At 48.2% G+C, this 25,948-nt stretch carries 33 protein-coding genes; 31 read left to right on the top strand and 2 right to left on the bottom strand.

Annotation, left to right across the window (positions count from 1 at the left end; genetic code table 11):
• The first annotated feature begins 1 nt into the window (after nucleotide 1).
• The 8 genes from ACOSVP_RS06635 (at nucleotide 2) to ACOSVP_RS06600 (ending at nucleotide 3,742) form a co-directional block, all read left to right on the top strand.
• Nucleotides 2–673 (top strand): phosphoadenosine phosphosulfate reductase family protein, encoded by a 672-nt coding sequence (locus ACOSVP_RS06635; protein WP_487346703.1) that lies wholly within the window; start codon nucleotides 2–4, stop codon nucleotides 671–673.
• Nucleotides 670–1,077 carry a phosphoadenosine phosphosulfate reductase domain-containing protein gene (locus ACOSVP_RS06630; protein WP_487346702.1) on the top strand — a complete coding sequence of 136 codons (408 nt, stop codon included), beginning with the start codon at nucleotides 670–672 and terminating at the stop codon, nucleotides 1,075–1,077. The genes ACOSVP_RS06635 and ACOSVP_RS06630 overlap by 4 nt, the downstream gene beginning before the upstream one ends.
• Nucleotides 1,074–1,439: a hypothetical protein gene (locus ACOSVP_RS06625; RefSeq protein ID WP_487346701.1), complete on the top strand. Its 366-nt coding sequence runs from the start codon at nucleotides 1,074–1,076 to the stop codon at nucleotides 1,437–1,439. Before ACOSVP_RS06630 ends, ACOSVP_RS06625 begins: the two co-directional genes overlap by 4 nt.
• Nucleotides 1,440–1,502: 63 nt before the next feature.
• Nucleotides 1,503–1,949 carry a recombination protein NinB gene (locus ACOSVP_RS06620; RefSeq protein WP_487346700.1) on the top strand — a complete coding sequence of 149 codons (447 nt, stop codon included), beginning with the start codon at nucleotides 1,503–1,505 and terminating at the stop codon, nucleotides 1,947–1,949.
• On the top strand, nucleotides 1,946–2,143 hold the full coding sequence (locus ACOSVP_RS06615; protein ID WP_487346699.1) for a hypothetical protein: 198 nt from the start codon (nucleotides 1,946–1,948) through the stop codon (nucleotides 2,141–2,143). Before ACOSVP_RS06620 ends, ACOSVP_RS06615 begins: the two co-directional genes overlap by 4 nt.
• A complete protein-coding gene (locus ACOSVP_RS06610; RefSeq protein ID WP_487346698.1) occupies nucleotides 2,140–2,442 on the top strand; it encodes a DUF1364 domain-containing protein in 303 nt (100 codons plus the stop codon). The genes ACOSVP_RS06615 and ACOSVP_RS06610 overlap by 4 nt, the downstream gene beginning before the upstream one ends.
• Nucleotides 2,439–2,861 carry a hypothetical protein gene (locus ACOSVP_RS06605; RefSeq protein WP_487346697.1) on the top strand — a complete coding sequence of 141 codons (423 nt, stop codon included), beginning with the start codon at nucleotides 2,439–2,441 and terminating at the stop codon, nucleotides 2,859–2,861. Before ACOSVP_RS06610 ends, ACOSVP_RS06605 begins: the two co-directional genes overlap by 4 nt.
• 2 nt (nucleotides 2,862–2,863) lie before the next feature.
• Entirely contained in the window at nucleotides 2,864–3,742 is an 879-nt protein-coding gene (locus ACOSVP_RS06600) for a hypothetical protein (protein ID WP_487346696.1), read from the top strand.
• A 15-nt stretch (nucleotides 3,743–3,757) separates the two neighbouring features.
• Here ACOSVP_RS06600 and ACOSVP_RS06595 read toward each other — a convergent pair whose 3' ends face one another.
• The gene (locus ACOSVP_RS06595) at nucleotides 3,758–4,669 is read right to left on the bottom strand and encodes a hypothetical protein (RefSeq protein WP_487346695.1); all 912 of its coding nucleotides are present in this window, start codon (nucleotides 4,667–4,669) and stop codon (nucleotides 3,758–3,760) included.
• 97 nt (nucleotides 4,670–4,766) lie between these two features.
• Complete coding sequence (locus ACOSVP_RS06590) at nucleotides 4,767–4,970, bottom strand: hypothetical protein (protein ID WP_487346694.1); 204 nt, start codon at nucleotides 4,968–4,970, stop codon at nucleotides 4,767–4,769.
• 97 nt (nucleotides 4,971–5,067) lie between these two features.
• On the opposite strand from ACOSVP_RS06590, the gene ACOSVP_RS06585 reads away from it, so the two are divergent.
• The 23 genes from ACOSVP_RS06585 (at nucleotide 5,068) to ACOSVP_RS06475 (ending at nucleotide 25,938) form a co-directional block, all read left to right on the top strand.
• Complete coding sequence (locus ACOSVP_RS06585) at nucleotides 5,068–5,223, top strand: hypothetical protein (RefSeq protein ID WP_487346693.1); 156 nt, start codon at nucleotides 5,068–5,070, stop codon at nucleotides 5,221–5,223.
• Nucleotides 5,220–5,933 carry a hypothetical protein gene (locus ACOSVP_RS06580; protein WP_487346692.1) on the top strand — a complete coding sequence of 238 codons (714 nt, stop codon included), beginning with the start codon at nucleotides 5,220–5,222 and terminating at the stop codon, nucleotides 5,931–5,933. Before ACOSVP_RS06585 ends, ACOSVP_RS06580 begins: the two co-directional genes overlap by 4 nt.
• A 174-nt stretch (nucleotides 5,934–6,107) precedes the next feature.
• Nucleotides 6,108–6,422 carry a hypothetical protein gene (locus ACOSVP_RS06575; protein WP_487346691.1) on the top strand — a complete coding sequence of 105 codons (315 nt, stop codon included), beginning with the start codon at nucleotides 6,108–6,110 and terminating at the stop codon, nucleotides 6,420–6,422.
• Nucleotides 6,419–6,820 (top strand): N-acetylmuramoyl-L-alanine amidase, encoded by a 402-nt coding sequence (locus ACOSVP_RS06570; protein WP_487346690.1) that lies wholly within the window; start codon nucleotides 6,419–6,421, stop codon nucleotides 6,818–6,820. Before ACOSVP_RS06575 ends, ACOSVP_RS06570 begins: the two co-directional genes overlap by 4 nt.
• Nucleotides 6,820–7,308 (top strand): hypothetical protein, encoded by a 489-nt coding sequence (locus ACOSVP_RS06565; RefSeq protein ID WP_487346689.1) that lies wholly within the window; start codon nucleotides 6,820–6,822, stop codon nucleotides 7,306–7,308. Before ACOSVP_RS06570 ends, ACOSVP_RS06565 begins: the two co-directional genes overlap by 1 nt.
• Nucleotides 7,309–7,414: 106 nt before the next feature.
• Nucleotides 7,415–7,837: a crAss001_48 related protein gene (locus tag ACOSVP_RS06560; protein WP_487346688.1), complete on the top strand. Its 423-nt coding sequence runs from the start codon at nucleotides 7,415–7,417 to the stop codon at nucleotides 7,835–7,837.
• Nucleotides 7,830–8,396 carry a hypothetical protein gene (locus ACOSVP_RS06555; protein WP_487346687.1) on the top strand — a complete coding sequence of 189 codons (567 nt, stop codon included), beginning with the start codon at nucleotides 7,830–7,832 and terminating at the stop codon, nucleotides 8,394–8,396. The genes ACOSVP_RS06560 and ACOSVP_RS06555 overlap by 8 nt, the downstream gene beginning before the upstream one ends.
• Nucleotides 8,397–10,046, top strand: a complete 1,650-nt coding sequence (locus ACOSVP_RS06550) for a terminase large subunit (protein WP_487346686.1) — start codon at nucleotides 8,397–8,399, stop codon at nucleotides 10,044–10,046.
• Nucleotides 10,047–10,049: 3 nt separating this feature from the next.
• On the top strand, nucleotides 10,050–11,942 hold the full coding sequence (locus ACOSVP_RS06545; RefSeq protein ID WP_487346685.1) for a portal protein: 1,893 nt from the start codon (nucleotides 10,050–10,052) through the stop codon (nucleotides 11,940–11,942).
• Nucleotides 11,935–12,159: a hypothetical protein gene (locus ACOSVP_RS06540; RefSeq protein WP_487346684.1), complete on the top strand. Its 225-nt coding sequence runs from the start codon at nucleotides 11,935–11,937 to the stop codon at nucleotides 12,157–12,159. Before ACOSVP_RS06545 ends, ACOSVP_RS06540 begins: the two co-directional genes overlap by 8 nt.
• An 88-nt stretch (nucleotides 12,160–12,247) precedes the next feature.
• Complete coding sequence (locus ACOSVP_RS06535; RefSeq protein ID WP_487346683.1) at nucleotides 12,248–13,063, top strand: hypothetical protein; 816 nt, start codon at nucleotides 12,248–12,250, stop codon at nucleotides 13,061–13,063.
• A gap of 12 nt (nucleotides 13,064–13,075) precedes the next feature.
• Complete coding sequence (locus ACOSVP_RS06530) at nucleotides 13,076–14,059, top strand: N4-gp56 family major capsid protein (protein ID WP_487346682.1); 984 nt, start codon at nucleotides 13,076–13,078, stop codon at nucleotides 14,057–14,059.
• 67 nt (nucleotides 14,060–14,126) lie between these two features.
• Entirely contained in the window at nucleotides 14,127–14,570 is a 444-nt protein-coding gene (locus ACOSVP_RS06525) for a hypothetical protein (RefSeq protein WP_487346681.1), read from the top strand.
• On the top strand, nucleotides 14,570–14,932 hold the full coding sequence (locus ACOSVP_RS06520; protein WP_487346680.1) for a hypothetical protein: 363 nt from the start codon (nucleotides 14,570–14,572) through the stop codon (nucleotides 14,930–14,932). The genes ACOSVP_RS06525 and ACOSVP_RS06520 overlap by 1 nt, the downstream gene beginning before the upstream one ends.
• An 11-nt stretch (nucleotides 14,933–14,943) precedes the next feature.
• Nucleotides 14,944–15,612: a phage adaptor protein gene (locus ACOSVP_RS06515; protein ID WP_487346679.1), complete on the top strand. Its 669-nt coding sequence runs from the start codon at nucleotides 14,944–14,946 to the stop codon at nucleotides 15,610–15,612.
• A gap of 6 nt (nucleotides 15,613–15,618) precedes the next feature.
• Complete coding sequence (locus ACOSVP_RS06510) at nucleotides 15,619–17,148, top strand: hypothetical protein (protein WP_487346678.1); 1,530 nt, start codon at nucleotides 15,619–15,621, stop codon at nucleotides 17,146–17,148.
• A 52-nt stretch (nucleotides 17,149–17,200) separates the two neighbouring features.
• Complete coding sequence (avd, locus tag ACOSVP_RS06505; protein WP_487346677.1) at nucleotides 17,201–17,554, top strand: diversity-generating retroelement protein Avd; 354 nt, start codon at nucleotides 17,201–17,203, stop codon at nucleotides 17,552–17,554.
• Nucleotides 17,515–18,792, top strand: a complete 1,278-nt coding sequence (locus ACOSVP_RS06500) for a reverse transcriptase domain-containing protein (protein WP_487346676.1) — start codon at nucleotides 17,515–17,517, stop codon at nucleotides 18,790–18,792. The genes avd and ACOSVP_RS06500 overlap by 40 nt, the downstream gene beginning before the upstream one ends.
• Complete coding sequence (locus tag ACOSVP_RS06495; RefSeq protein WP_487346675.1) at nucleotides 18,789–19,274, top strand: hypothetical protein; 486 nt, start codon at nucleotides 18,789–18,791, stop codon at nucleotides 19,272–19,274. The genes ACOSVP_RS06500 and ACOSVP_RS06495 overlap by 4 nt, the downstream gene beginning before the upstream one ends.
• On the top strand, nucleotides 19,275–19,604 hold the full coding sequence (locus tag ACOSVP_RS06490; protein WP_487346674.1) for a phospholipase A2 family protein: 330 nt from the start codon (nucleotides 19,275–19,277) through the stop codon (nucleotides 19,602–19,604).
• A gap of 466 nt (nucleotides 19,605–20,070) precedes the next feature.
• Nucleotides 20,071–21,270 (top strand): hypothetical protein, encoded by a 1,200-nt coding sequence (locus ACOSVP_RS06485; RefSeq protein ID WP_487346673.1) that lies wholly within the window; start codon nucleotides 20,071–20,073, stop codon nucleotides 21,268–21,270.
• Nucleotides 21,263–25,522: a coiled-coil domain-containing protein gene (locus ACOSVP_RS06480; RefSeq protein ID WP_487346672.1), complete on the top strand. Its 4,260-nt coding sequence runs from the start codon at nucleotides 21,263–21,265 to the stop codon at nucleotides 25,520–25,522. Before ACOSVP_RS06485 ends, ACOSVP_RS06480 begins: the two co-directional genes overlap by 8 nt.
• Nucleotides 25,522–25,938: a DUF4376 domain-containing protein gene (locus ACOSVP_RS06475; RefSeq protein WP_487346671.1), complete on the top strand. Its 417-nt coding sequence runs from the start codon at nucleotides 25,522–25,524 to the stop codon at nucleotides 25,936–25,938. Before ACOSVP_RS06480 ends, ACOSVP_RS06475 begins: the two co-directional genes overlap by 1 nt.
• Nucleotides 25,939–25,948: the final 10 nt, after the last annotated feature.

Here is a 25,948-nt window from a genome sequence, read left to right as displayed (position 1 = left end):
AATGGAAGTTATAGCAACAGACAGGGTTGATTACTCCGCTGGGGAAATGGCGTTCTTATCATTTAAAAAGATCTTGGATGATATGGGAGGTGACGCAGAGCTTGAGATAAAGATATTCCTCGCTATCCAGCGGATAGTTGAATGGTACGAATACTGGGACGGTCAGGTTTATATCTCATTTTCGGGCGGTAAAGACTCAACAGTTCTGGCAGAGCTGGTGTGGTCAATTTTCCCAGAGGTGCCAGCAGTATTCTCTAACACAGGTCTGGAGTATCCAGAAATCGTACAGTTCGTGAAGCGCAAGAAGAAGCAAGGCTACCCAATTGTAGTGCTGCGCCCTAAAAAGACGTTCCGAGAAGTGGTACTGGAAGATGGCTTCCCTCTGATCAGCAAGAAGGTTTCCGAAATGGTAAGCCGCTTCTACGATCCAAAGCCAAGCAATGAGGCTACGCGTCATTTGTACCTTACGGGGATTAGGCGTGATGGAGTATTTGTTAAAGGTAGTAAATTACCTGAGCGCTGGAAGAAGCTAATCGATGCGCCTTTTAAGGTAACAGCAAGCTGCTGCGACTCATTGAAGAAAGAGCCGTTCCGCCGCTACCGACGCGAAACGGGGCGTGTTCCGTATAACGGCATGATGTCTTCAGAGGGGGGGGGCGTCGAGGGGCAATGAAAACGTGTAATTCTTTTGATGGAAAAGAGCCGCAATCGCGCCCAATGCTGCCTTGGACCGAAGAAGACGTATGGTCCTATATCCGCAAGTTCAATGTTGAATACTGCGAGGTCTATAACGATCGTTATGTTAACGGTGTTTTTGTCGAAGGTGAAAAGCGCACCGGCTGCATGTTCTGTGCTTACGGCGCCCACCTAGAAAAAGGCGAAAACCGATTTCAGCGTATGGCCATCACCCACCCGAAGCTTTGGAACTACTGCATAAACAAACTGGGCATGAATGAAGCTCTAGATTTTATCGGTGTGAAGTACATGCCCAATAACGATCGTCAGCTTTCATTGCCAATAGACATTACTCATAAAGGTGATCCGACTACCAACATACAAAAGAGGGAGCAAGCATGATGAACATCCAAACCCCAGCGGCACGCGCTAACGATCCGATCAGTTCGCACCTGGCAGCAGACGAAATGAACCAGAGCGGTTCGCGTCATGTGCAGCAAGCATTGGTGGCCGGTTACCTAGAAGATGCTTACAAGCGTGGCGTTATCAAACGTCACCGCGGGATCACAAGCCGAGAGTTAGCAGCGATGTACGGCGAAGATCGCTACATGATTGCTCGCCGCTTGCCTGAACTGGTAACAGCCAACAAAGCAGTACAGGGCGGGAAGGACGATACCCGCCGCTGTGATATTTCCAAACGCCAATGCTGTGAGTGGTGGCCGAGTCAGGTGTTTATGAATAAGACAGATAAAGAGCAAGTATAGGGACTCAGGGGAGGCGCAGTGACCGCGCGAGCGGGTCATTACGATACAAATCACGGTGAGAGCATGAGCAAAGCAGCAAAGCCAGAGTTAGAAATCGACATTAGCGGTTGGAGCGACCTACGCACAAAGATGGTGATGGCTTATAACGCCGTTAAGCGTGGCATTGATGGTGGCCCCGTTGTTGTTCGCCTTGGTCGTCGCAAGCGTAACTTGGCACAGAACGCCAAGCTGTGGGCGATCCTGAACGATGTGGCGCTTCAAGTTGAGTGGTACGGACACATGCTGTCACAAGAAGACTGGAAGCACATCTTTACCGCTTATTTGGAAAAACAGCGAACAACGATAGGTCTAGACGGTGGCTTTGTCGTATTGGCTACACATACGAGCGATATGAGTCCAGAGCGTTTTAGTGAATTGCTTGAGTTAATTCAGGCGTTTGGCGCTCAACACGGAGTGCGCTGGTCCGATCCAGTGCTTAAGTATTACGAGCAATATGGGTTAGTAGCATGAGTGGCGCATTAAATTATCAAATCAAGGTGCAGACAGGTGACCAAGTAAAAGGCGCTTCTGTCTCAGACTCCCAAAGCCAGTCGATAGCTGAGGCCGTTGCCGATCAGCTTAGTAACTGGGGCAATCGATTGATAGAGATACGTATGTCCGGTAAGTGTATTTACCCGTCAGATGAAGAGGGCATGACAGCATGAGCAAGGTGCGCAGCAACAAGATACGCAATAGTGCGCGAGGCCAAGAGTGTGCCGTGCGCATTCAAGGCGTGTGTAACTTCAATCCAGAGACAACGGTATTGGCTCACATTGGCCGTGATCGTGGCATGGCGCTTAAGTCAGACGATAGTTTTGCTGTGTATGCGTGCTCCGATTGTCACGACTGGATCGACGGTCGCGGGATGGTGATGGATGAAGGCACGCGAGCTGTGTATCTGCTAGACGCACTCGAACGCACTCAGTCCCTACTAATTGAACAAGGCTTACTGGAGGTCAAATGAAATACGGACGAGAGATAAACATAACACTTCCAGAGCCTACGATATTGCTCAATAAGTGGCAGCGTATGCACTGGACCGAGCGCAGAAAGTATCACGAAAGCCTGTATTGGATGGTGCGAGTGGCGCTTAAGGAAGAAGGCTACAACCCCGCAGTCCCTTTAAGTGAGCCTATGGCTATGTGCAAGATCGAAATCGACCGATACAGCACAGGTAAAGCGGATTGGGACGGTGTGTTGGGTGGCCTCAAGCCTCTATTTGATACGTTAGTCGTTAAGAGCACAAAGAACCCATTGGGCTTAGGGATCATCGAGGACGATAACCCCGATTGCATTTTGCAATGCCCAGTATTGCGACAACACAAATCAACACGCAAAGCGGCTTCCACAGTCGTGACCATTACCGAAATATTGGAGAACTGAATATGTTGTATCTATCAGCACGCCAAATGTGGCACGACGCATACTACCAACGCAGCGCAAACGAAGCGGCACAAGAGTTACAGCGCAGCAATGCAAATGTGTTGCGAAAGAAACAGCTCATGAACGAGACACAGACTAGCGGCCCTGCGTCCAACAACCCAAAGATTATGCACCAGGTAATGGCTGGAAAAGTTCAGCATGCTATTTCTACACTGCCAATGCACCTACAACAGCTCGGCAATTACTGCTGGGCACCACGTTCCGAAGTCATGCCAACTTACAAGAGACAAAACGATTTTATGCAGTACATCAATACACAAGTAAAAGAGCGCTTTCCAGAACACTACGCACGTAACACCAGTGACGTGTCAATCCTTATCATTCAGATACTGAAATACGAGCGAGCACGCGAAGAAGGCCGACAACAACCGCCTCTTGATTGCGTATTAGCTGGTGCAATGGCTCAGCCTAAGAACAAGATGCGTCAACGCTGGCAGGATGTTATTACGTTTATTCGCAATAGTGTGCGTGACTACATCAATGGCCAGCCTAGTGTTACCGATCAAACGCTATTAGCAGTCATGGAAGTAGTAGGATACACACCAAAGAACATTCGTAAGATTTCTGTATTAGCCGATCTGGCTATCCGTGACTTTGCGCACCGTGACCAGGCTTACCTATTCAGCGCAGGCGACAAAGAGCGCGAGGCAGTTGTACCAGTGGGACCGCTATACACGGACGAGTACCTATCATGGCGCGTAGGTACAGCGCGTAGCAACTGGAAGCGTGACTGGGCGGATACCTACAACAAAATGATTGAGACACTAAGTGATATGGCGGGGAAGGCGCTAAAACCGATAGCAGAAGTTAAAGCCGCGTAGAGCGGCTTTCATGCCCTATTTCCATGGGGAGCCAGGCTTAACCTCCCAAGCAAAGTCGGCAGGAGGTATTTGCTTATTACGCCAAGCTTTAAAAGCTTTACTTTCTGGCATAGGGCCTTCTTGATAAATTTCAGTATCATATTCGTGCCCTGAAAACTCTGCGACCTCTCGCAAAAGATAAATGGCGATTCGTCGGGCTTGATCCCACTTTATAGTTATCAGTTGTTCTTTATTGTATTTCTTTTGAAGTATCCGTCTTGTGTCGAGCACTTGCCCCGAATCGCTTAAGCTTTCAATTCTTAGAACGCCTAATGCGTAAAGCAGGCTTGATATGATTTCACAATAGTAAAAAAACTGAATGTCTTGTACTTCGGCGGTATCAGTACCAGAAATACGGTCCGCGCCTGCCAGCATATTTTCCAGATCACGAAAGTGCTCAATATTGTACGAAAGGGAAAAGTTTCTAGGGTTATTGCTCGGAAATATCATTTTATATCTAGCTCTAAAAGGGCTAAACGCTATATATTTTCGATCAATTTCAGTGTAAGACTTTTCTATCGCTTCCTTAAACATCTCAAAGTGCTTCTCATAGAGCTCAATAGATTTTCTATCTTGTGCTATTTGAATTTGTACTGCGGCTAAATCAATTTGTTTGGCCGATTGCTTAGAGCGGTGGACTGCTGCGACGAGGCCACTCAGCGGTAGAGACAAAGAGGCAATCCAAATTTGAATTTCTATCTTTTCATACAAAAGACCTAAGCAATCCTGAGTGAAGCAAATATCATACGACCAAAGGCGGTCGCTTATGATTCCTGCAACAATAAGCAAAAAGGATAGGCCAAGTGGAATTGCTAGGGCACACCTAAAAACAGTGTCTTCAAAGAGATGCTTACTCTGTATGACTTGCTCTGGTTTATTGTCTGACATGAAAGCTTCCGTCCATAGAAATTGATGACTTTATAGTAACATACGCAAAATAAAGTACGCATAGAGGGTACGCGTACTTTTTGCGTATTAGTGCGCATCACTCTGGGAAGATAACTTTCCTCCAAGAATTTAGGTTTGCCTTAGCTTCTTCGAAGTACAGTTCTAGTGGTGGCGGATCAAATGGCTCGCCTGACTCGAGCGATTCTTTTATCTTGTTGCTATTTCTAGTTTTCCTAAGCTTTAACGCTTCCTCAAGAATGATTTTGGTAGCAATCAGTTCAAGCACTTCTTTATGTTCCATGTTATATCCTTGTTGGTTTAACTAACTGAGGTCATGGACTGTACCACGGCGGCTGGGTAAACTCATTGCTCTACACACAGTTCATGGAGGAACTAAGATGGAACAACTAACCGCATTGCTCATGGAGCTAGAGCAAATTACCTTTCAAGAAATTTCAGAGATACCAGTCGAACAACAGCACGTCATCGTTGAGCAGATCGAAGCACTCAAGGATCGCTTGCGCATATTGGCCAGAAGGGAGAGGGTGCATTGATTGATAAAGCGATAGGCGCACTGAAGAAGATACTTTTACTGGTAGTGCTTGCGCTATCAGTAATGGTCGCTGTTTATCTAATGATGCTTTTCTATGACCGCTTAGTGAATGGGTATTTACTTGAAGAAGGTGAGCTTAGTATTTCAGATTGGATTAACACTCTATTGGTTTGCTTAAGCTTGGGCTTAGCTTATCTTGGATTTCACATCGCAAGAGACGCAAGTAAAGCGGCGGATGTTGCAAATCGCCTTATAAAAAATGAAGGCAATGAAAACAGAAAGCATGGAGCGAAAATGGTTGTTGCGTCATTACAGCTTTCTAGTATAAGAAGTTCAGACTCAAGAAGCATCGTAGTCCAACTAAGAAATGACGGTCTTGGTCCTGCGGTGATTAAATCATTTCGTTGCTGGGTAAAGGATGTTGAAGTAAATAGTGCCTCAGAATTTATGGAGAGTTTTTGGTCAGTATTTTCAAAAGAGATGGTTTTGCGTCTCAAGCCAAGGCTTTTATTTTCAGATGATAATGTTTTCTTTAAGAATGAAAGAATCCATCCTCTTTACGAAGTAAATCTTCAACACTTACCTATCAGTACTAAGGTAACATTGGATAAGTTAGATGAAATCAAGAAAGCTATACGAATAGAGATAGAGTACTGCGATGTTTATGACAACACATACGAACCGATAAAGTTTCCAAAACAAGACCCTTGACACCTTGATAACAAAAAACTAACCTAAATCCCATATTCCAGATTTCCGTCCAGAACCCGCCTTGTGCGGGTTTTGTCGTTTCTGGGGAAAGTTTTTGTGAGCTGGCATGCTCAGTAGCCGTTGGTCGTTCATTCGATCAGCGGCTTTTTTATTTCTACTACCATGGAACATCCTATGTCTGATGATATTGCTGTACTGCGTCAAGAAGTAAGACAGCAGTTCACACAGTTAACCGCTGCCACTAATGAGATTGCATCGTCAGTCTCGAGGATGACCGCGCTAGTTGCTCGTATCGAAGAGCGCAACGTAAGTCATGATGATGGCATGCGTCGTCTTGGCAAGCTGCTTGATGATCACGAAGAGCGTATTCGCTACTTAGAAAAAACAACAACCAAGCAAACATCATTTCAAGCAGGCGGCTGGAAAACTGTAACTGCCGTCTGGGCTGTGGTGTCTTTGGCGATTATGGTCGGGATGAAGTTTCTATGAATATTACACGAATTGTTATCCATTGCTCTGACTCACCAAACGGAAGGCCTAACAATGCTGAGGACATTCACCAATGGCACAAAGAGCGAGGTTGGGATGGTATCGGCTACCACCATGTCATTTGTATTGATGGCGATGTGCAGAACGGTCGTCCTCACTATTGGCAAGGCGCTCATGCTGATCCATTCAATAAAGACTCGATTGGTATCTGCCTAATTGGTCGTGACCAGTTTACCGATGCACAATGGCGCTCACTTGAAGGCCTAGTGTTATCCCTAACGAGTGAATATCCAGATGCCGAAGTGCTAGGCCATCGCAATCTAAACCCGCACAAGACTTGCCCTAATTTCGATGTGGGCGAGTGGTGGGCTGGTGTTAAAGCGAAGGAGATCGACTAATGGGCATCTTCTCAAACCTATTCAACAGCGTGACTGGCGGTGTCGTCGATAAAGTCATCGACACGGCTAAAGAGTATTTCCCGCCAGACATGAGCGAAGAGCAACGTGCTAAGTTTGAATTGGAACTCAAAAAGATTGAGTTCGATATGGAAATGAAAGCGCAGCAAGCAGCTAACGAAGCAGAGAAACAGCTAACAGAGCGTGTGGCTTTGCTTGAAGGAACAGCGAGCGACCTCAAGGCGTTCCCCTTCTTGGGTCGTATCGTTGTGTTTATGCGTGGCCTGCAGCGTCCAGTCTGGGGCTTTGCAACCATGTACCTTGATTTCATGTGGTTCACCGCATGGATGAATCTTTCCGACCGCCAAGAGCAGGCGCTAATAGTGATTAACTTCCTTGTATTAGGCTTCCTGTTTGGCGAGCGTGCCATTAAAAACGTGGCGCCACTGATGCAAGGCATGTTCAGTGGGCGTAAGCACGACCCGGGCTGACTACCGTAACTAAAAACTCCACACAGACGATCAAGGTTTATCAAGTCTGCGCCTCGACGGATCGGGGCGCTTTCTTGAGGGGCTTTAAGCAACGAAGGATTTTGAAATGAGCGAAGCAAAACTATATCAGTGCCACAAGCAGGTTCTGGCAAAGCAAATGAACCGCCAAGAGTACAACGATTACCGAGGCTGGGAATTACCTGCCGACGAGAATGGCGCCGATGAAGGCTTCCTAGTTGAATACTTGGATGGTGGTGAATCGAATCACCCAAACCATGAAGGCTACATTAGTTGGTCTCCAAAAACTGTATTTGAAAAAGGCTATAGCGCAGCTGATATAAGCTTCATCGACCGCATGCGCACAGAGTTCCATGACTTAGCTATTCGTGTCGGCAAATTATCCGAGTTCGTCAACTCAGAAAAAGCGCAAACTTTAGAAGTGGTAGAGCTAGAACTAATGCTTGAGCAACTTGAAAGCATGAACGCTTACGCCGCTGTATTGGCAAAACGATTAAAGCGTCATGGCTAAGAGTAAGTACGATTTAGAAGCGATTGAGGCCGACTACCGAGCCGGTCAACTTAGTCTGCGCGCAATCGCTGACAAGCATGGGTGCTCAGAAGGTTCGATCCGCAAATGGGCGCTTAAGCATGGCTGGCAGCGCGACCTAAGCGACAAAGTAAAGGTCGTTACTAAGGCTAAGATCGCTAAGACGCACGGCACTCGCAATGTGCCACCGCGTGAAGATGGTCAACCGTTCACAGAAGAGCAGATCGTAGAGCAGGCGAGCAATAGCGCTGTTGAGCTGATTTCCAGTCACATCGAATTGGCTGCTGATCTGCGTGGGATTGTTCGCAATTATGCAGGACTACTACGCAATCAAGTGTCCTCCGGTGTGCGTGTTGTGCAGTTAAAAGATGGCACTACTGCTGAAATCGACATAGATCTTGAGTACATCGGCAAATGCCTAAACTCAGCAACACAAAGCACTGAGCGACTAATCAAGATCGAACGCCAAGCATTTAACTTGGATGACGAGAAAGACAGCACATACGAGGATGATTTAGAGGAACTTGGCAAGGGGCTTTAGATGGATAAGGCAGAACGCAGGCGCTTAATTAAGGCGTTGCGCAAAGACTATCCTACTTTCGCGTCTCGCTGCCTTAAGATCAAAATCAAAGCCGGTGAGATTGCGCCGTTTGAGTTTAACGCGGCACAGGCTCACATACACAGCGAGATCGAAGACCAACTAAGGCGCATTGGTAAAGTGCGCAAGGTGTTGCTGAAAGGGCGACAGCAAGGCGGTTCTACGTATGTAGCAGGACGCTACTACAAGAAAGTGACCGAGACTAAAGGTTACTCTGCTTTCATTCTGTCTCACGAATCCAAGACTACTGGCCGTTTGTTTGAAATGGTGCAGCGCTATCACAAGCACTGTAATCCATTCCTAAAGCCAACAGCCGGTAAAGACTCAGCTCAGGGCATGAACTTCCCGCGGCTAGATTCAGGCTTTGAGCTGGCGACAGCGGGTAACAAAGAGACAGGACGTGGTTTTACATCGCAACTATTCCATGGCTCAGAGGTAGCGTTCTGGCCCAATGCTGATGCAATCCTAGCCGGTATCTTGCAAACATTGCCCGACGTGCCTGGCAGTGAAGTGGTACTAGAGTCCACAGCCAATGGCGCTGGCGGTATCTTTTACGAGTACGTGCAAGATGCGCTAGCGGGACGTGGTGAGTATGAGCTGATATTCGTGCCGTGGTACTGGCAACCAGAATACAGATCGACACCGCCGCCGGATTTCAAGCGTACAGAGGAAGAAGAGCACCTAGCTAAGCTCTGCCTTAATCATCCTGACGGCCCCAAGTACAGCCACAAGCTAACAGACGATCAAATTTACTGGCGTCGCAACAAGGTCTACGAGCTTAAGAGCCGCGACAAGTTTAAGCAGGAATACCCTTGTTACATCAAAGAGGCGTTCTTGTTCTCGGGTCGACCAGTATTCGATCCGAACCACACCGAGGCCGCATTCAACGGCTGCAAGATTCCTATTGCTCGTTACCGTGTCACTCCTGAAACCGGAAAGATGACACTTAACAGTGAAGGCGAGTTCACGATCTGGGAACGTCCAGAAGCTGGCAAGCACTACGCAATCGGTGCCGACGTTGCCGAAGGCTTGCAAGATGGCGACTGGTCAAGCGCTGACATAGTGGACGAGCATGGTAATCAGGTAGCCCAGTGGCATGGCCACATAGACCCAGACAAATACGGCGACATTCTTCATTGGATCGGCAAACGCTACAACATGGCCTACATGGGTGTTGAGCGAAACAACCACGGTTTAACTACGCTCACACGCTTACGCAACATGAACTACCCGAACATTCATGCGGAAGAAGACGTACAGCGAAGTGGTGGTGAGAAGAGAACACACCGAATCGGTTGGCTCACCACCAGCCGAACGAAACCGCTGATCATCGACAACTTAGCCGCTTTGCTTCGAGACAACGAGAGCGGCATACGCAACAGAAAAACAGTCGAGGAGTGTCAGAGCTACGTTATCCATGAAAACGGTAGCTATGGCGCTCAGACAGGCGGATACGACGACCGTGTTATGAGTTACGCCATTGCGCAGGAAATGGCAAAGCGAATGCCTAAGATCGCTATCCCGACACAAGTTATTCAAGATCAAGTAGACCACTTACATCATCCCGTAGCAGACACAACAGTTGGTTATTAATACATGAGCAATCCTACAGACTTCGATCAACCCGAGACGCCAGAAAGCCTAAGCGATGCGCTTGGCACTAAGATTCGTGGCATCTTTGCGACCGCAGAGCGTGAGCGCCGTGATTATGAAGACCAATGGCTTTGTGATTTACGCCAATTCAAAGGCATCTACGATGATGAAGTGCTGAAAGCTATCCCTGATGGCCGCAGCAAAGCGTTCATTCGGCTAACGCGCGCTAAGGTCAAAGCGATGGACGCTCGCCTTATGGATATCCAGTTTCCAGCCGGTAGCCAAAAGAACTATCGATTAGAAGCGACACCAGTACCAACGATTGATCCGCGCCTACGTGAAACCGTGATCAATGAATGGATGCGTCAGAACCAAGGCGAGATACCAACGCAGGAACAAATCAAGGATATAGTTGAAGAAGCAGCGGAAGAGCGTGTCGAAGAAATGTCCAAGGAAATGGATGATCAGCTAATCGAGACATCATACCGCGAGGTATGTAAGGATGTGATTCACAGCGGTAACCTGTTTGGCACTGGCGTCCTGAAAGGACCGTTGTTCGAGAAGCGTCTCAAGTCCCGTTGGATTGATGCCGCCGACAGAGTGGCGCTTATTGAGCACGAAGAGCTTAAGCCGTTCTTTGAGTTTGTGCCGATCTGGGACATTTACCCAGACATGAACGCAATGAGCCTAGAGCAGTGTGAGTACGTGATACAGCGTCATACCATGCTTGCATCTGATCTGCGACAACTGGCACGTCGTGACGACTTCGATCGTAAGAAAATCAAAGAGTACATCGCTGCTAACCGCGCCGGTGATAAGTCTCAAGTTAAAAATCATGAGCAGGAACTACGCTGGATCAACGGCAATAAAGATAGCGTATCTCAGACCAGCAACAAGCAATACGAAGTGCTGGAATACTGGGGTTACGTAGATGGCCAAGACCTAGTTGATCTAGGCGTTGAAGGCATTGAAGAAGATCAGATTGACTTAGAGTTTGAAGCAAACGTGTGGGTGTTGGGTAATACTGTGATCAAAGCAGAGCTAAACCCAACGGCACACGATACACGCCCATATCACTTCTATTACTTCGAGAAAGACGAAACCGGCATCTTCGGCGTTGGCTTGCCATCCATCCTACGTGATACACAAACCATGTTTAACGGTGCGATCCGCATGGCGATTGATAATGCGGCCATTTCAACAGGCGCACAGTTTGAGCTTGATCTGAGTCTGCTAGACCTAAATCGCAACCCCGATCCTACTAAGATTTATCCTAACCGCGTTTGGTTCCGCACCAATGGTGCCGCTGATAACCGTCCAGCAATGCGAGCGCATACGATACCGAATAATACACAGCAGCTTCTTAGCCTGGCATCCCTTGCCAAAGAACTAGGTGATGAAGCCAGCACAATGCCATCGTTCATGGGTGGCAGTGATGCAGACGTAGGTGGAGCGGGTGATACGGCAAGCGGTCTATCCATGCTGATGGGTGCGGCAAACATTACAGTTAAAGACGTGGCCATGAACTTTGATAATGGCATTACTCAGCCTGCTATGACTTCGCTGTACAACTGGAATATGCAGTTTAGTGACAAGGAAGAAATCAAAGGGGATATGAACATCAAGGCCCTTGGCGCCGTGTCACTAGTTGCCAAAGAAGTGAAATCACGCCAGCTAACAGAATTCTCTGTCTCTACTGCAAATCCAATGGATTCACCGCTTGTGGATCGTCGTAAGTTGCTTGAAGAGCGACTTAAAGCCCTAGACCTACCAACTGACATTCTTCTTTCAAAAGAAGACACCGACCTGATCAACGCACTACAGCAAGAGAATCAAATGCTGACGCAGCAGTTACAGCAAGTGCAGCAGCAAGTGGGAGGCGTACCTAGTGTCTGATTTAAGCGAAACCATCAAGCAGGTCAAAGAGAGCGAGAACGCTAAGAGACTAATTAAACAGCTTCTTGCAGCACAGCAAGAAGACTGGAAAGAAAAACTGGTTGGCGCATACGGCGACGACATTGCCAAGCTACAAGGCGCAATCATTCACACGCGTATACTTGCCAGCCAGCTAGAAGAATTTGAGACGACTCTACAGGAGCAGTCTTACACCTAATGCCCCTCATAAGAGGACAGCAACCAGCCCACAACGCGTGGGCTTTTTTGTATCTGGATACTACGAATTAGCCCGGAGAGATATAGCGATGCCTAAAGATCAATTGGAACAACAAACTGAGCAGGATGAATTTGACGCCGCATGGAATGACGAAGGCGACATTGAAGAATCAACTGATGACGAAGGCGATACGTCCGAGGACGCCGCAGACGCAGAAGAAGATGATCTCGATGAAGAGCTAGATGAGCAGGAAAGCGACGAAGAAGCGGATGACACGGACGAAGAGGGTACGGCAGATGAAAGCCAGCCCGAACCAGACGACAAAGAAACTCAGCGTCTCAAATCTTGGGAAGGGCGACTTAAGGCCGAAGAAACCCGAATCAAGCGCGAGCGTGAAGAGTGGGAGCGTCGTCAACAAGAAACCTACGCAAACAAAAACGATGCGGATAACGCCGATCAGGATACTGATAACAGCCCTGACGAGTTTGAATCAGAGTTTCCAGAGTTTGCCCAGTATGCAAAGCAGCAAGCTGTGGCGCAGACAAAACCGCTTCAAGACAAGCTAACCGCTTACGAGCAAGAGAAAGCTCAACAGCAGGCAGAAGCACACACCAATCGAATCAAAGCGTCACACCCTGATGCGTTCGATTTGGCACAAAGTCCGGCATTTGATGAGTGGATCGAAAACCAACCATTCAAAGTCGCTCAGCAATACATCCAAGTGAAACAACAAGGCACCGCCGACGAAGTGATCGCCATGCTCGATGACTTCAAATCCCATTCAAATAAGCCAAAACCGAAGCAGACACCACCATCAAGCGTAAAGACTCGACGCACAGCGAAGCCAAAGGGCCGTGTAGCAAAGAGTGACTTTGATGGTGCTTGGGATGAGGCGACCAGTTAAAGGTAAATAACTATGAAATACGGTGATATTTCTCCACGTACCGCGGCGCATGTGTCTAAAGACCTACTAGAGCGCGGTGCACCTTACATGTGTTTGGAGCTGTTTGGTCAGTCTAAACCACTGCCTGCAAACTCTACGCAATCCATGACGTTCCGCCGCTACGAAGCGCTGGACCCGACCCCTAAAGTGCTGGCCGAAGGTGTGACGCCTTCTGGCAACACGCTAACCAAGACAGACATCACAGTTCAAACGCAGCAATACGGTGACTGGATTGAGCTGACTGACGTGATCGAAGACACTCACGAAGATCCAGTGCTAAGCGAGTCCACGGATATCCTGGGTGAGCAAGCCGGTGAAATGCTTGAGCTGATTCGCTACGGCGCTCTAAAAGCTGGTTCAACGGTATTCTATGCTGGCAGCGGCGTGGTCGCTCGTGATGGCGTGAACACTAAGATGACAAGAGATCTACAGCGTAAAGTAACGCGCTTCTTGAAAGCGCAAAAAGCCAAGAAGATCACCAAGAAAGTGTCGGCGTCTCCAAACTTCTCAACGGAACCAGTTGCGCCGTCATACGTTGCCATTTGTCACACGGACGTTGAAGGCGATATTCGTGATATGGAAGGCTTTGTGCCGGTCGAGAAATACGGCTCAGGCATGACACCGTATGAAGGTGAGATTGGTAAGGTGGAAGATGTGCGCTACCTGGCGTCGCCAATCTTCAACCCGTTTGCTGATGCAGGTGCAGCCACATCAGACATGCTGTCTACCACTGGTACAGTGGCTGATGTTTACCCAATCTTGTTCTTGGGTGCCAACGCTTACGCTAACGTGCCATTCAAAGGCAAGCATGCTGTCACACCAATGGTTGTGAACCCTAAACCAGCGAACGGCGACCCACTAGGTCAACGTGGCTCTGTAGGTTGGAAGACACGTACAGCAACCGCCATCCTGAATGACCTATGGATGGCGCGCGTAGAAGTATCCGCTTCTGCGTAATCAGCAACCTGAATACGAAGGCTCACATTAGTGGGCCTTTTTTATGTCTAATGAAAGGTAATCAATCATGTCTAAGTACACGAAAGCCCAGCTAGCCTCACTTACAGTAGACGAGCTAATTCAATTGGCTGCTGATGAATTCGATTTAGAAATCGAGAAATCAACACTGAAAGCCGACATCGTTGCTGAAATCTTAGAGGCAATGGAGGTCGAAGAAGGCAGCGCTAAAGATGCACAAGCAAGCCTTGCCGCAACCCCAGACGACGCTAAAGCAAAAGTAAAAATCACAGTGGCAGCAGGTGGCGAAAACGATCCTGACTACATCACGCCTGCGATTAATGGCCGTGTCTGGCAAATTAAGCGTGGTCAAGAAGTCGAAGTACCTAAGTTTGTAGCGCGTCATATCCAGAGCCTCAAGCAAACCATCTACAAGCCAGTCATTGAAGACGGCAAAGTCATTGGTAAAAAAGCCGAAGAGGTGAGCCGCTACAACGTACAGGTGGCGATCTAATGGCTGCGCTGGCTGAGTTTCGCATTGATGTTGCCCACGACGTGCCGCAATGCCCAAACATTTTCATTGATCGACAGTTGATCCATGTTGCCATTGAGTTCTGCCGTGAGACAACTCTAGCGGAACCGCCAGCACTGAATGCCACGGAATTACCAGATGAACTACTTGGCTTCATAGAAGGTATTGCGCATGGCGCTAAAGCTCGTTTGTTCGCAATGCCAAGCAAACCTTGGAGCCAACCAGCTCTAGTAGATTTCCACCAGCATAAATTCAACAACGCCAAGGCAGACGCGAAAGCGGCCGTGATCATTGGTGATGTGACCACACCATTAACCATTAGCTCTAAGCCATTTGGCTTCTAGGATAATTCACCATGGCTACCACAAAAGTTGTGGACGTGATTAAGCGCGTCCAGCGTATTTGTAATGACAAGACAGGCATTGTCTGGCCTGAGCTTGAACTACTGCAAGACTTCAATGATGCGATCAAAGACATTGTGCTACGCCGTCCAGATGCAAGCACAGTGAATGTGTTTTTGGATTGCACCGCCGATTCCAGCAAACAGACACTGCCGAATGATGCACTGCGTTTGATTGACGTGATGCGTAACAAAGATGGCAATGTAATCACCAAGATGGACCGATTCACATTGGATGCGACACGCCGCGACTGGCACCAGAGCACGCCAACGCTTGAGATTGAGCATTTTGTTTATGATGAGCGCGATCCAAAGACGTTCTATCTCTATCCACGTCCGTCGAACAATGGCGCTAACCCGCACAAGATCGAAGTGGTGTATTCGACTTGCCCCGAAGCGATCAGCATTCCAGAGGCGTCCATCAAAGATGGCACTAACGCAACAACCATTCCGCTCGATGACACCTACACCAATGCCATCATCGACTTCATGTTGTACCGCTCATACAACAAAGACTTGGGCTCAGCGGGTAACGCAAACCGTGCTGCAGCTCATTATCAAACCTATGGCAATGCGCTTGGGGTGAAACTTCAAGCCGACGCTATGATCTCAACAAAGGGGTAATAACCAATGGCATGGCCAACCTATACAGCAGACGTAACGCAGAACAGCAATCAAATTAAGCTGTATGGCGCCGTGCCTGCTTCTGATATTCCTATTGGGGATGAAGTCATTGTTTATGGTGCGACTGTAACCGCTAACCTTGAAGTGGCGAGCGGGTCAGCCATCATGTATGACGGCAATGGCTCTCCATACTCTTTCCTGTATTTGGCGCGACCATACGCAGGGCAAAGTTCTACGGGTGTTGATGTTGTCATCAAGCCTACCGGTTCTCAGGCGCGAGACATTGTTGAAATATTTCGTAATGGCACGAATCAGATCAACCAAAGCATGTCGAACTTTAATCAGTTCGCGGAAGGTAGCGAGCCCATTCAGCATCAGCCATTGGATCAGAACGCCGATCCGATCACCATCAAGACAATGCCAGTAATGCAAGCTGAGTTTGATGCGTTATTAAGTCAGTCTGAAATCAGTAATACCGAACAACGCACAGCCCTGGCAGCGGATTACGAAGCCAAGAAAGGGGAGCTGACCATCATCGCCAAGGACGCATTCCGCGACTCAGTGGAAAAAGCCTCTGGCGGTCGCAATACGGTGATCTATGATGCCCAAGGCAATCCAAACGTGATGGTGGTGATTCCTCGCTTCAATTATGAAGATTTAGGCTTAACCGCTTTGCAGCTTGGCACCGGCACGCCCACAGCGTTTTTGACTAACGGCGTTCCACGCTCGGAAATACTGATTAGCAAATACTTAGCTTCATCAATGGGCTCTGGCTGCGCCTCAGTGGGTGGGGTCGATCCCAAAACATCAGTCAATTTTGATCAGGCTAAAGCGCTTTGTACGGCAAAAGGTGCTGGCTGGCATTTGATGTCAATGCACGAGTGGGAGGCTATTAAGCTATGGTGCATTGCCAACGGAAAAATCCCGCTAGGAAATACAAACTATGGCCGCTCGCATGTAAAACCTCTGCAAACAGCCATAAGAATTGATGATGCTATGCCGGGCGACACAGCTGGAACAGCTCGCACTTTAGCTGGCGGCGGACATATTGAATGGTCACACAATCACTCTGAGTGGGGGATCATGGATTTAGTAGGCAACGTGTGGGATTGGATTGATCAGTTTAAAATCATTGATGGCCGCATCTATTGCACGAGCGATAACGACCCGGATGCAGACGAATCCACATGGACGGCGCGAGACGCTTATCTTGACGGCGCAACGGGCATCCCAACACTAAGCAGCCAAATCACATCGCAGTCTGATGGCTCGCAGTCTGGCTCCGTGAGTCCACTGCGAAATATGGCTATTGATCCGAGTTATGTGTCGAACGAGCTGATGCGACGGCTCGGCATAGAGCAGTTGGGTGATACTACTGACGGCGCTATTTGGCACCGTAACGTAGGCGAGCGCTTACCGATCCGCGGCGGCGCTTGGAGCAGTGGCGGCAATGCCGGCCTGGGCGCGCTGCACTTGTACGACACTCGCGCGAACGCTTACAGCTATGTCGGTTTTCGCTCCGCTTTATTTGTTTAATTGTTTCCTTTGATTCACGCGCGGTAGCGCGTGTGCAGTACAGAGTTTAATCATGCAATCCACGCTAATTATTGATGAGAAAATCCGCGAAATGATCCGTTATGGATACATCGCCATAAGGCAGTTCCCAAAATCTGAAAAGCATTGTCTCGGCGCAGAGCTGCGCAACACCATGTGGAGCCTGCAGCGGCTGGTGATCGCGGCCATCAAGCGCTATCACAAAAAGACAGCGTTAACGGAAATGGATATCGAGCTATCATTGCTCAAGCGTCAGATCAGAGCAGCAAAAGATCTTCGCTTTATTGATCTCAAAAAATACGAAGTGTGGGTGCGCATGATTGTAGAAATAGGCAAGATGCTGGGTGGATGGATAAAAGCCATTCAGTCGAAGGCTGCACCATTATGAATAGAGAACCGATCCGCGGCGGCGCTTGGAACAATGGCGGCAATGCCGGCCTGGGCGCGCTGAACTTGAACAACACTCGCACGAACGCTAACAGCAATATCGGTTTTCGCTCCGCTTCTGATAACGCCAGCAGCATACCGCCCACGGGCGATATGTCAGCGCATATTGAAAAGGATGGGGCAGCCATGGCAGGAGCCAAAACAAACACAGAGCAAGCGGGTGCGCCCGCTTTGTTCGCACAGATCTATCAATTTGAAAACTTACTCAGTGCAGCGTATTCATGCAGAAAAGGCAAATCCACCACGCCATCCTGTATGCGCTACTTTGACCATCTCGAAGAAAACATCATCCAGCTGCAAAATGAACTGATTTGGCAAAGTTACCGCACTGATCGCTATCGGCATTTTTACGTATTTGAGCCAAAGCGCCGCAAAATATCCGCTCCAAGCTTTCGCGATCGCGTGCTGCAGCGAGCAGTGTACAACATCATAGAGCCAATCTTTGATCGACGTTTTATTGACGATAGCTACGCTTGTCGACGTGGTAAAGGTGCCCACGCCGGAGCCGATAGGGCGCAAGCCTTTGTTAAAAAGGTGGAGCGCACACACGGCAAGGCCTACGCGCTAAAGGCCGATATCAGCAAATACTTTTCCAGCATCGACCACGCAGTGCTCAAAGCACTGCTGCGGCAACATATTCATTGTGATGCTACGCTAAGTTTGCTCGATTACATAATTGACTCAGGGCCGCATGACACGCCTGGCATCGGCATTCCGTTAGGCAATTTGCTAAGTCAAGTATTCGCCAATGTCTATCTGCATGAGCTCGATCGCTACGCGAAACACAGCCTAAAAGAGCGGCTGTATATGCGCTATATGGATGATTTCATCATCATCCATCACGACAAAGAGCACTTGCGGCGCTCATTTAAAAGCATTGAGTGGTTCTTGAGCGATGCGCTCAAACTAAAACTCAACAGCAAAACGCAAATATTTCCAGTCGCCAAGCGCAACGGCAGGGCGCTCGATTACCTAGGCTACCGCATTCAAAGCAATAGCCGCCGACTACGCACCAGCAGCGTAAAACGCATCAAAACCAAGATCCGCAAGCACGCCAAAGGCAAAATCACCGATCAAGATATGCAAAAGATCTGCGCAAGCTGGCGAGGCCATGCGCAACACGCCGACACATCCGCATTGCTCATACAGCTAGATAAACTCTCGGAGTCACTAAAATGAACCAATATCAATACATCCACGGCGGCAAATACCACGCCGACACATCACTCAACTATCTGCGAAGCCTCGGCATGGATGACGAAACGATTGAATACGTCCAGAGCGAAAAGGTCGAACACGTATTCAAAGAACGCAACAAAAAGCTTCTAAAAATCAAAGCCCAAGCCGAAGAGCTCTATGTGCAAGACGTTACGGATGACGACGGCAACACATGGAAGGGCGGGGAAGCCTCGGCCAATAAGATCAAGGGTGGGGTAGAGCTAGCCGAATTTGCTGGACTGACTGAGTTCACCGTGACAGACGCAAAACGCACGCCGCATGTCATGACGTTGCTCGAAGCCAAGGCGATTGCAGCTCTGATCGGTGCCGATTATCAAGTGAAGTTCCTTGCACGCCAAGCCGCTGTTCGCACTTTGGAGCAGATCGACTGCTTCGATGAAGATGCGCTTGAGCAGATCGCCGCTGTGATGCTGGAGGTGTAAATGAACGTACTCACTCGATTCATTATCTGGCTAAAAGCACTGCTTGAAACCAATGATGGTCCCAACGGTTGCGGTCCATGGATGCCACGCAAAATAGCGTGGCTTTTTTTTGGCTTCTTCTTTGAGGCCAGTTGCGACAAACACGACGTAGGCTATCGAAAAGGCGGCGACGAAATCAGACGCTTTGAGTGCGATTGGAAGTTTTTGCAAGCCATGTTGCGCGACTGTAAACGCGTACGCTGGCACTGGAAACCACTCGCATACACCGCCGCGATTTTGTTCTTTGTACTCGTGCGCCTGTTTGGCTGGGTTCGCTTCCAGTACAAATAGCTGCTATTTGCTTCCTACCTAAAACTATAAGCCGTTTATGCGGCCTCTCATATTTTCGAAATAGCCTATGACATTAAGAATCGACAATTTCTCTGGGATTGCGCCCATTGTCGCGCCCCACAAACTCGGCTTCACATTAGCTCAAGTAGCTAAAAATGTTCGACTTGAGTCTGGCTCGCTTGAAGCAATGAATGGGAATTTATTTGAGCAGTCGCTATACAGATCAAATGTCGCGACCATAGCGAAATATAAGCCTGGGTCTCAGACATATTGGTTTGAGTTTGACGAGCAAGTTGATGTCGTGCCATCACAGATATTTGGTTCATCAAGAAGTGAGATGTATTGGACAGATGGGGTTAAGCCAAAAAGAACCACGTCCAGCTTGGCCACTGCTACCGCGCCGTATCCATCCGCTTCATATTCACTTGGAGTGCCGGCCCCAGATGTAAATTTGGTGGTAGGAGTCGTGACCGGAGACGAACCAGAATCGGATTACGAAAAAGAGACAAGAGTTTATGTTTGTACCTATGTGACTGCTGAGGGTTATGAGGGCCCACCCTCTATGCCAGCGCAAAGGACATTAGGGGTAGCACAAAACTGCTCGGTGTTTTACTTGCCAACATCAGCACCAAGCAACTACAACATTAACCGTAAACGCCTTTACCGCGGCACTTCTGCCAGCACCGAGCTTCACTTTGTCGCAGAGTTAAGCCTAGCAACGACAAGTTACATAGATAATCTTGATGTCTCTAGCTTAGGTGAAGCGCTTACCACCTATGACTATGACCTCCCGCCGAATGATCTAATTGGCCTTACTGTATTGCCCAATGGTGTGATGGCTGGATTCAACCAGAATCAGCTTTGCTTCTGTGAGCCTTACATGCCATACGCTTGGCCGACAACATACCGCTTAACCACCGAGAATGACATTGTTGCTATTGCTGCAGTGGGCAGTGGTCTATTGGTGGCCACCACTGGTAAGCCTTATATCGTGATTGGATCACAACCAGACAGCATGCAAATGCAGCAGATTGATAGCAATCAGGCGTGTGTTAGTAAGCGCAGCATGGTGGATATTGGTGAATCTGCGATTTATGCTGGACCAGATGGATTGGTGCGTGGCTATGCTGGTGGTGTACAGACGATAGGTGGTTCTCTTTTCTCGCGTGAGCAATGGCAGGCGCTAAACCCATCAAGCATCCATGCCTACTACCACGACGAGAAATACATTTTCTTCTATGACAATGGCAGCACTCAAGGCGGCTACATTCTTGACCCTCGCGGTGAGCGCAACGCCTTAACTGAGTTGGACTTCTACGCTACAACTGGCTTCAACGACCTTGAAACTGACACGCTGTACTTAGTGATTAACGGAAGCCTTTATTCATTTCAGCATGGCACGCCACTCAGTTACACATGGAAATCCGGCCAATTTCGCCTTAGCAATTTAATGCCATACAGCGCCTGCCGTGTTGTGGCGGACAGTTACCCTGGTCAAATCACCTTAACCTTTGATGGCTCACCGATGACGTTTACCTACCAAGACGACAAGCCATTTCGATTTTTGCCAAACGCTCGTGCTCGGTTTATCGAGGTCACGCTTCAAGGAACCAATACAGTGAAAGAAGTACTGATTGGCAACGATATGGAGTCTGTATATGGCTAGCCGTAAGTCACCTCAAATCAAACAGCCACCACGATTAACCGGCGAACTTGCAGCGCTTAATCCAGTTTTACAGGCTATCAAGGAGTCGATTGAAATTAACGAAGGCCAGCGAGGCAACCCGCTCGACCGCGGCCTTAAAGTAAGAGATCTAGTTGAAGCGGGCCTAGCTGACGTTGTCCTAACAAGAACTGGTACAGGCCAGTACGCTACGGTCACAGATCCAAACAGCGACACAATCAATATTTCAACGCCGCCTACGCCGAAAAACCTACAAGCCGTTGCTACAACCGCTAATGTGTATCTTACGTGGGACAATCCAAATTACTCTAACCATGCTTATACAGAGATTTGGCGCAGCACAGAGAACAACTTAGCGACCGCAGTAGACTTGGGGGCAAGGCCTTCATTTGTAACTTATGCTGATCCAGTTGAGTCAGGAATGACCTATTACTACTGGATTCGGTTTGTATCAAAAGCAGATATTAAATCAGAGTACAACCTAGCCGATGGCACGGAAGCTACGACAGAAGTATCGGTCGAGCACATCCTTGAGCAGCTTAATGAACGCATTACGTCTAGCGAGTTGGTGCAGGAATTACGTGAACCTATTGAGCTGATTTCTACGATTTCTGATGCGCTTGCAAATGAGACATCAAATCGAGTACAGGCTGATGCAGATGAAGCGCAGGCGCGAGCAATAGCCTTAGAGCAAGAGGCGCAACTACGAACGCAGGCCATTCAAGCCGAGGCTGATCTCAGAGCGCAAGCGCTTAACAATGAAGCGCAACAGCGTACCGATCAATTAAATCAGCAGCGAGATGAGTTGCTGTCTGAAATTCAAGCTGAAACGTCTGCCAGACAGCTAAGCGTTAGCAATGAAATACAAAACCGAACACAGGCGCTCATAGACGAAGCAGTGGCGCGCACAGATGCCATTGAGGCGGAAAGCAGGGATAGAGCCGCCAACATCCAGAAAGAGGCGGAAGCGCGTTTAAAAGACTTCCAAGCACTTCAAGGTATCTCAAGGCTATCGGTAAGCGATGTTCGTGAGATCAAGTTGTTGGATCGCATTTCTAATGAAGAAATGTCGCGCATTCAGAAATACCAGGAACTTGCTGCGTCATACCAAACTTTATCAAGTGACACCTATGCGGAGATCACGCGCCTAGAAGAAGTTGTGGCCACGGAAACCGAATCAAGAGCCACAGCAATCACCAGCCTCAAGGCCGAGCTTGAAGGGCAACTTGGACAGGTACAGCAGGCGGCTGTAGAAGAAGCTATCAACTTAGTTACAACCGACGACGATGTGATAGCAGAAGTAATAACCAAGATCTCGGCAGCGGATACAACTGGATGGGCGACAATCCAATACGTCGACCAAAGTGTACTGACGCCATTAAACGCACTTACCAGTAGAACTGATACGCTTGAAAATCAGTACCAATCTATTGGTAGTGAGTATTTGTCATTATCATCGTTTACTGATTGGCAGCAGAGTAATGCAACTGAGCAATCAGTAGTTACAGAACGATTAAGCGCTATTGAAAGCGAAATCAATAATCCAGTAACTGGGCTTAGCAGCAAAACCAGCACAACTCAGCTTACTCAAGCCAAGAATGATATTTTTAATTCCCAGGTTAGTCAGTTTGGGCAAATCTCAGCACGGTTCAATCAAGTACAAGAGCAGACTGACTCGAAGGCTAGTAGAACTGAATTGTCCGAAGCTATTGCAAACTCGGATGAGGCAAGCTCAAAGAATCTTAATAGTACCGTTACCGCGCTAAATAAATCTGGTTTTGCTGCACAGGTAGAGCAGATTAAATCCATTGATCAGTTGGTAAAAGCAGATCAGGCCCAACTTATGCGGCTTGACAGAATGGAGGGGGAGTATAGAACCGGTTTAAGTCATGCGTCGGCAAGCATCGAAGAAACTAATCAGATTTTTTCTGATGAAACGCAGGCACTGTCTGAAACCATTGCGATCCATAAGACGGAATATGAAACTGATAAACAAACCACTCTTGCATCTAAAACGGAATTAAATCAAGCGCTAGCGGATGAGCAAGAGGCTAGAGTTTCAGCGGCAAACTCACTCGAGGCCGCACTTCAAGGCGATATTAATACACGCGCAACAAAGGCTGAATTAAGTGAAGCAATTGCTACTCAAGACCAAGCTAGGGCGACAGATCTTTCAACATTAGAGGCTTCACTACAGGGAGATATTGACACTCGCGCAACGCAGTCGGAACTTAGTCAAGCAATAGCCAGCGAGCAGCAGGCAAGAACATCAGAGCTGGGTACGCTTGAGGCAAGCTTACAGGGAGAGATCAATAACAGAGCTACAAAAAGCGAGCTCAATGAAGCCGTCGTTAACGAAGAGCAAGCTCGGTTATTACTGAGTGAAGATATAAGCCTAAACTTTCAGGAGCAGCAAACAGATATTGATAGCCGATCTACAAAAGTAGAGCTGAATCAAGTCGTAGATACTATTGCAGAAAGTGAGAGGGCGACAAACAACAAGCTATCACAGACGGTTGCCTCCATTATGCGCGAAGGCTTGTCTTCTCAAGTACGAGATCTACGATCTATCGAGCAATCTGCGCAATCTGATAAGGCTTTGCTAACTCGAATTGATCGTATTGAGAACGAATACAAAACCGGCTTAAGCACAGCATCCGCAAGCATTGAAGAGACAAATCGAACTCTCACGGATGAGAAGCAGGCATTAAGTGAAACGATCACGGCTCATAAGGCCCAATACGAAACAGAAAAGCAAACAACACTCGCAAGTAAAACAGATCTAAGCGAAGCCATTGCAAATGAGCAAGAAGCACGAGCAACCGAGTTAAACACACTGGAAGCGGATCTAACAGGAGACATCAATACCCGTGCAACTAAAACTGATCTGAATGAGGCTATCGCCACGGAGCAAGGTGCTCGTGCCAACGAGTTGAGCTCACTAGAAGCCAGCTTGCAGGGCGACATAAATACTAGAGCGACCAAGTCAGAGTTGAGTGAGGCAATTGTAAGCGAGCAAGAGGCGAGAGCAAGTGAGCTTGGATCTCTTGAAGCCGCATTACAAGGCGATATAAACACCCGTGCAACTAAAGGTGAATTAAGTGAGGCCATAGCTACCGAGCAGCAGGCAAGAGCATCAGACATGTCATCTTTGGAGTCAGCCCTACAAGGAGACATCAATACAAGGGCCACCATAACTCAGCTAAATGAGGCTATCGCCACGGAGCAGGGCGCACGTTCAAGTCAGATTAACCAGCTATCAACAACCGTTGGTGAAAACACTTCGACTATCCAGTCCCAAAGCGAAAGCATAGACGGCCTTAAAACCAAATGGGGCGTTAAGTTCAGTATTGGCTCTGATGGTCAGCAACGTGTGTCAGGCTTCCAGATGAATGGCACGGCACAGGAAACCTCAGCGCATTTCGATGTAGATCAATTCAGCATTAGTAAGCCAGGCGCCGAGGCGCTTGATTTTGCTGTCGCTGACATGGTCCAGCCAAACGGAAGCGTTAAGCGCATGGTGGTGATGGATGCCGCTAAGATCCGCAACCTGCAAGTAACTGAGGCGATGATTCAAAGTGTTCGTGCTGACAAAATTACCGCCGGAAAAATTAGTGCTGCAGTTAACTTAACGTCGGCCCAGATTTTCAGTGGCCAACTACGTATAGGGTCGGGCGGGCGCTGGCAGCGCACAAACGAAAACGGACATACGTCAGGCTACAAAGCGGTATTGGATGGCAATGGTAGTTTTTACACGGAAGGTATTTTTTATGTGGGGAGCACATCCAAATACATTTATTGGGACGGCTACAATTTATACATTCGCGGAGATGTCACAATTGATGGCTACCTAGCATCGAACGGTGTTGTTAAAGCGGTCACCGGCACGACATCAACATCTGTTCCAGCGAGCGGAGTTTCAAAGCGCGTTTTCATCGGAACGATTAATAGACCCGATGGTGCGAGGACTTGGGCAATACAGGGCGTGGTAAGTGTGAATAACATTACCAACACAGGTACAGTGAAAGACCTTGGTGCGCGGTTAGAGTTTGGTAGCAGCCATATCGTCTATAACGCTAGTGCTGGTGCATGGGGCATGTCGATTACTTTGCCGGGCACGCTATCTGGGCTAAGCGCAAGCTCAGTAGATGTCTATGTCACCCTATCAGGTCAAAACACGTCTGGAACAGTTGCTATTTCTGGTTCAGCCTTAGCCATTACGGAGACGGTCTAATGGATATTTATGTTCGAGAAGAGTCGAGCGGCACATACACGATTGCCGAAACACCAATGGATGGCTTTGTAAAATGCTCTACGACATTTGAAGGTAGCGATCAGGGGTATGGTGTCACGCAGCAAACGATCATTAAGCAGGGTGACAATATCTACCACTGCCACACAGTCTATGCCAGTAAGCCAAGAGACCTTACGCTGAGCGAGGGCTATCCTTACAACGGCAAAATCTTCAACATCAACACGGAGTCAATCGGGTTTATTAATGCTAAGGTAACCAAGCTACTGATTAACCAAGATGTCCAGCAAGTTGAGTGGAAGGCGACTGGTGGCGATCGGGTAATGTTTAGCAGGGCTGAGTTCCTAGCCTTCGCAGAAAGCATCAGTGATTATGTCGAAAGATTGGTCCTGACTTAAGGCGACTGAC

Source organism: Marinomonas sp. HM11-D (assembly GCF_057626615.1).
The sequence above is the reverse complement of the archived record's forward strand: the minus strand, read 5'-3'. Positions and strand labels throughout refer to the sequence as shown.

Excerpts from the sequence above, each read along its gene's own strand:
- ACOSVP_RS06605 (WP_487346697.1), top strand. The coding sequence starts at position 2,439 with ATGAAATACGGACGAGAGATAAACATAACACTTCCAGAGCCTACGATA.
- ACOSVP_RS06535 (WP_487346683.1), top strand. The coding sequence starts at position 12,248 with ATGCCTAAAGATCAATTGGAACAACAAACTGAGCAGGATGAATTTGAC.
- ACOSVP_RS06575 (WP_487346691.1), top strand. The coding sequence starts at position 6,108 with ATGTCTGATGATATTGCTGTACTGCGTCAAGAAGTAAGACAGCAGTTC.
- ACOSVP_RS06490 (WP_487346674.1), top strand. The coding sequence starts at position 19,275 with ATGAACGTACTCACTCGATTCATTATCTGGCTAAAAGCACTGCTTGAA.
- ACOSVP_RS06600 (WP_487346696.1), top strand. The coding sequence starts at position 2,864 with ATGTTGTATCTATCAGCACGCCAAATGTGGCACGACGCATACTACCAA.
- ACOSVP_RS06480 (WP_487346672.1), top strand. The coding sequence starts at position 21,263 with ATGGCTAGCCGTAAGTCACCTCAAATCAAACAGCCACCACGATTAACC.
- ACOSVP_RS06590 (WP_487346694.1), bottom strand. The coding sequence starts at position 4,970 with ATGGAACATAAAGAAGTGCTTGAACTGATTGCTACCAAAATCATTCTT.
- ACOSVP_RS06510 (WP_487346678.1), top strand. The coding sequence starts at position 15,619 with ATGGCATGGCCAACCTATACAGCAGACGTAACGCAGAACAGCAATCAA.
- ACOSVP_RS06500 (WP_487346676.1), top strand. The coding sequence starts at position 17,515 with ATGGATAAAAGCCATTCAGTCGAAGGCTGCACCATTATGAATAGAGAA.
- ACOSVP_RS06565 (WP_487346689.1), top strand. The coding sequence starts at position 6,820 with ATGGGCATCTTCTCAAACCTATTCAACAGCGTGACTGGCGGTGTCGTC.
- ACOSVP_RS06625 (WP_487346701.1), top strand. The coding sequence starts at position 1,074 with ATGATGAACATCCAAACCCCAGCGGCACGCGCTAACGATCCGATCAGT.
- ACOSVP_RS06495 (WP_487346675.1), top strand. The coding sequence starts at position 18,789 with ATGAACCAATATCAATACATCCACGGCGGCAAATACCACGCCGACACA.
- ACOSVP_RS06610 (WP_487346698.1), top strand. The coding sequence starts at position 2,140 with ATGAGCAAGGTGCGCAGCAACAAGATACGCAATAGTGCGCGAGGCCAA.
- ACOSVP_RS06570 (WP_487346690.1), top strand. The coding sequence starts at position 6,419 with ATGAATATTACACGAATTGTTATCCATTGCTCTGACTCACCAAACGGA.
- ACOSVP_RS06515 (WP_487346679.1), top strand. The coding sequence starts at position 14,944 with ATGGCTACCACAAAAGTTGTGGACGTGATTAAGCGCGTCCAGCGTATT.
- ACOSVP_RS06615 (WP_487346699.1), top strand. The coding sequence starts at position 1,946 with ATGAGTGGCGCATTAAATTATCAAATCAAGGTGCAGACAGGTGACCAA.
- ACOSVP_RS06620 (WP_487346700.1), top strand. The coding sequence starts at position 1,503 with ATGAGCAAAGCAGCAAAGCCAGAGTTAGAAATCGACATTAGCGGTTGG.
- ACOSVP_RS06555 (WP_487346687.1), top strand. The coding sequence starts at position 7,830 with ATGGCTAAGAGTAAGTACGATTTAGAAGCGATTGAGGCCGACTACCGA.
- ACOSVP_RS06550 (WP_487346686.1), top strand. The coding sequence starts at position 8,397 with ATGGATAAGGCAGAACGCAGGCGCTTAATTAAGGCGTTGCGCAAAGAC.
- ACOSVP_RS06630 (WP_487346702.1), top strand. The coding sequence starts at position 670 with ATGAAAACGTGTAATTCTTTTGATGGAAAAGAGCCGCAATCGCGCCCA.
- ACOSVP_RS06595 (WP_487346695.1), bottom strand. The coding sequence starts at position 4,669 with ATGTCAGACAATAAACCAGAGCAAGTCATACAGAGTAAGCATCTCTTT.
- ACOSVP_RS06545 (WP_487346685.1), top strand. The coding sequence starts at position 10,050 with ATGAGCAATCCTACAGACTTCGATCAACCCGAGACGCCAGAAAGCCTA.
- ACOSVP_RS06475 (WP_487346671.1), top strand. The coding sequence starts at position 25,522 with ATGGATATTTATGTTCGAGAAGAGTCGAGCGGCACATACACGATTGCC.
- ACOSVP_RS06635 (WP_487346703.1), top strand. The coding sequence starts at position 2 with ATGGAAGTTATAGCAACAGACAGGGTTGATTACTCCGCTGGGGAAATG.
- ACOSVP_RS06560 (WP_487346688.1), top strand. The coding sequence starts at position 7,415 with ATGAGCGAAGCAAAACTATATCAGTGCCACAAGCAGGTTCTGGCAAAG.
- ACOSVP_RS06530 (WP_487346682.1), top strand. The coding sequence starts at position 13,076 with ATGAAATACGGTGATATTTCTCCACGTACCGCGGCGCATGTGTCTAAA.
- ACOSVP_RS06520 (WP_487346680.1), top strand. The coding sequence starts at position 14,570 with ATGGCTGCGCTGGCTGAGTTTCGCATTGATGTTGCCCACGACGTGCCG.
- avd (WP_487346677.1), top strand. The coding sequence starts at position 17,201 with ATGCAATCCACGCTAATTATTGATGAGAAAATCCGCGAAATGATCCGT.
- ACOSVP_RS06585 (WP_487346693.1), top strand. The coding sequence starts at position 5,068 with ATGGAACAACTAACCGCATTGCTCATGGAGCTAGAGCAAATTACCTTT.
- ACOSVP_RS06525 (WP_487346681.1), top strand. The coding sequence starts at position 14,127 with ATGTCTAAGTACACGAAAGCCCAGCTAGCCTCACTTACAGTAGACGAG.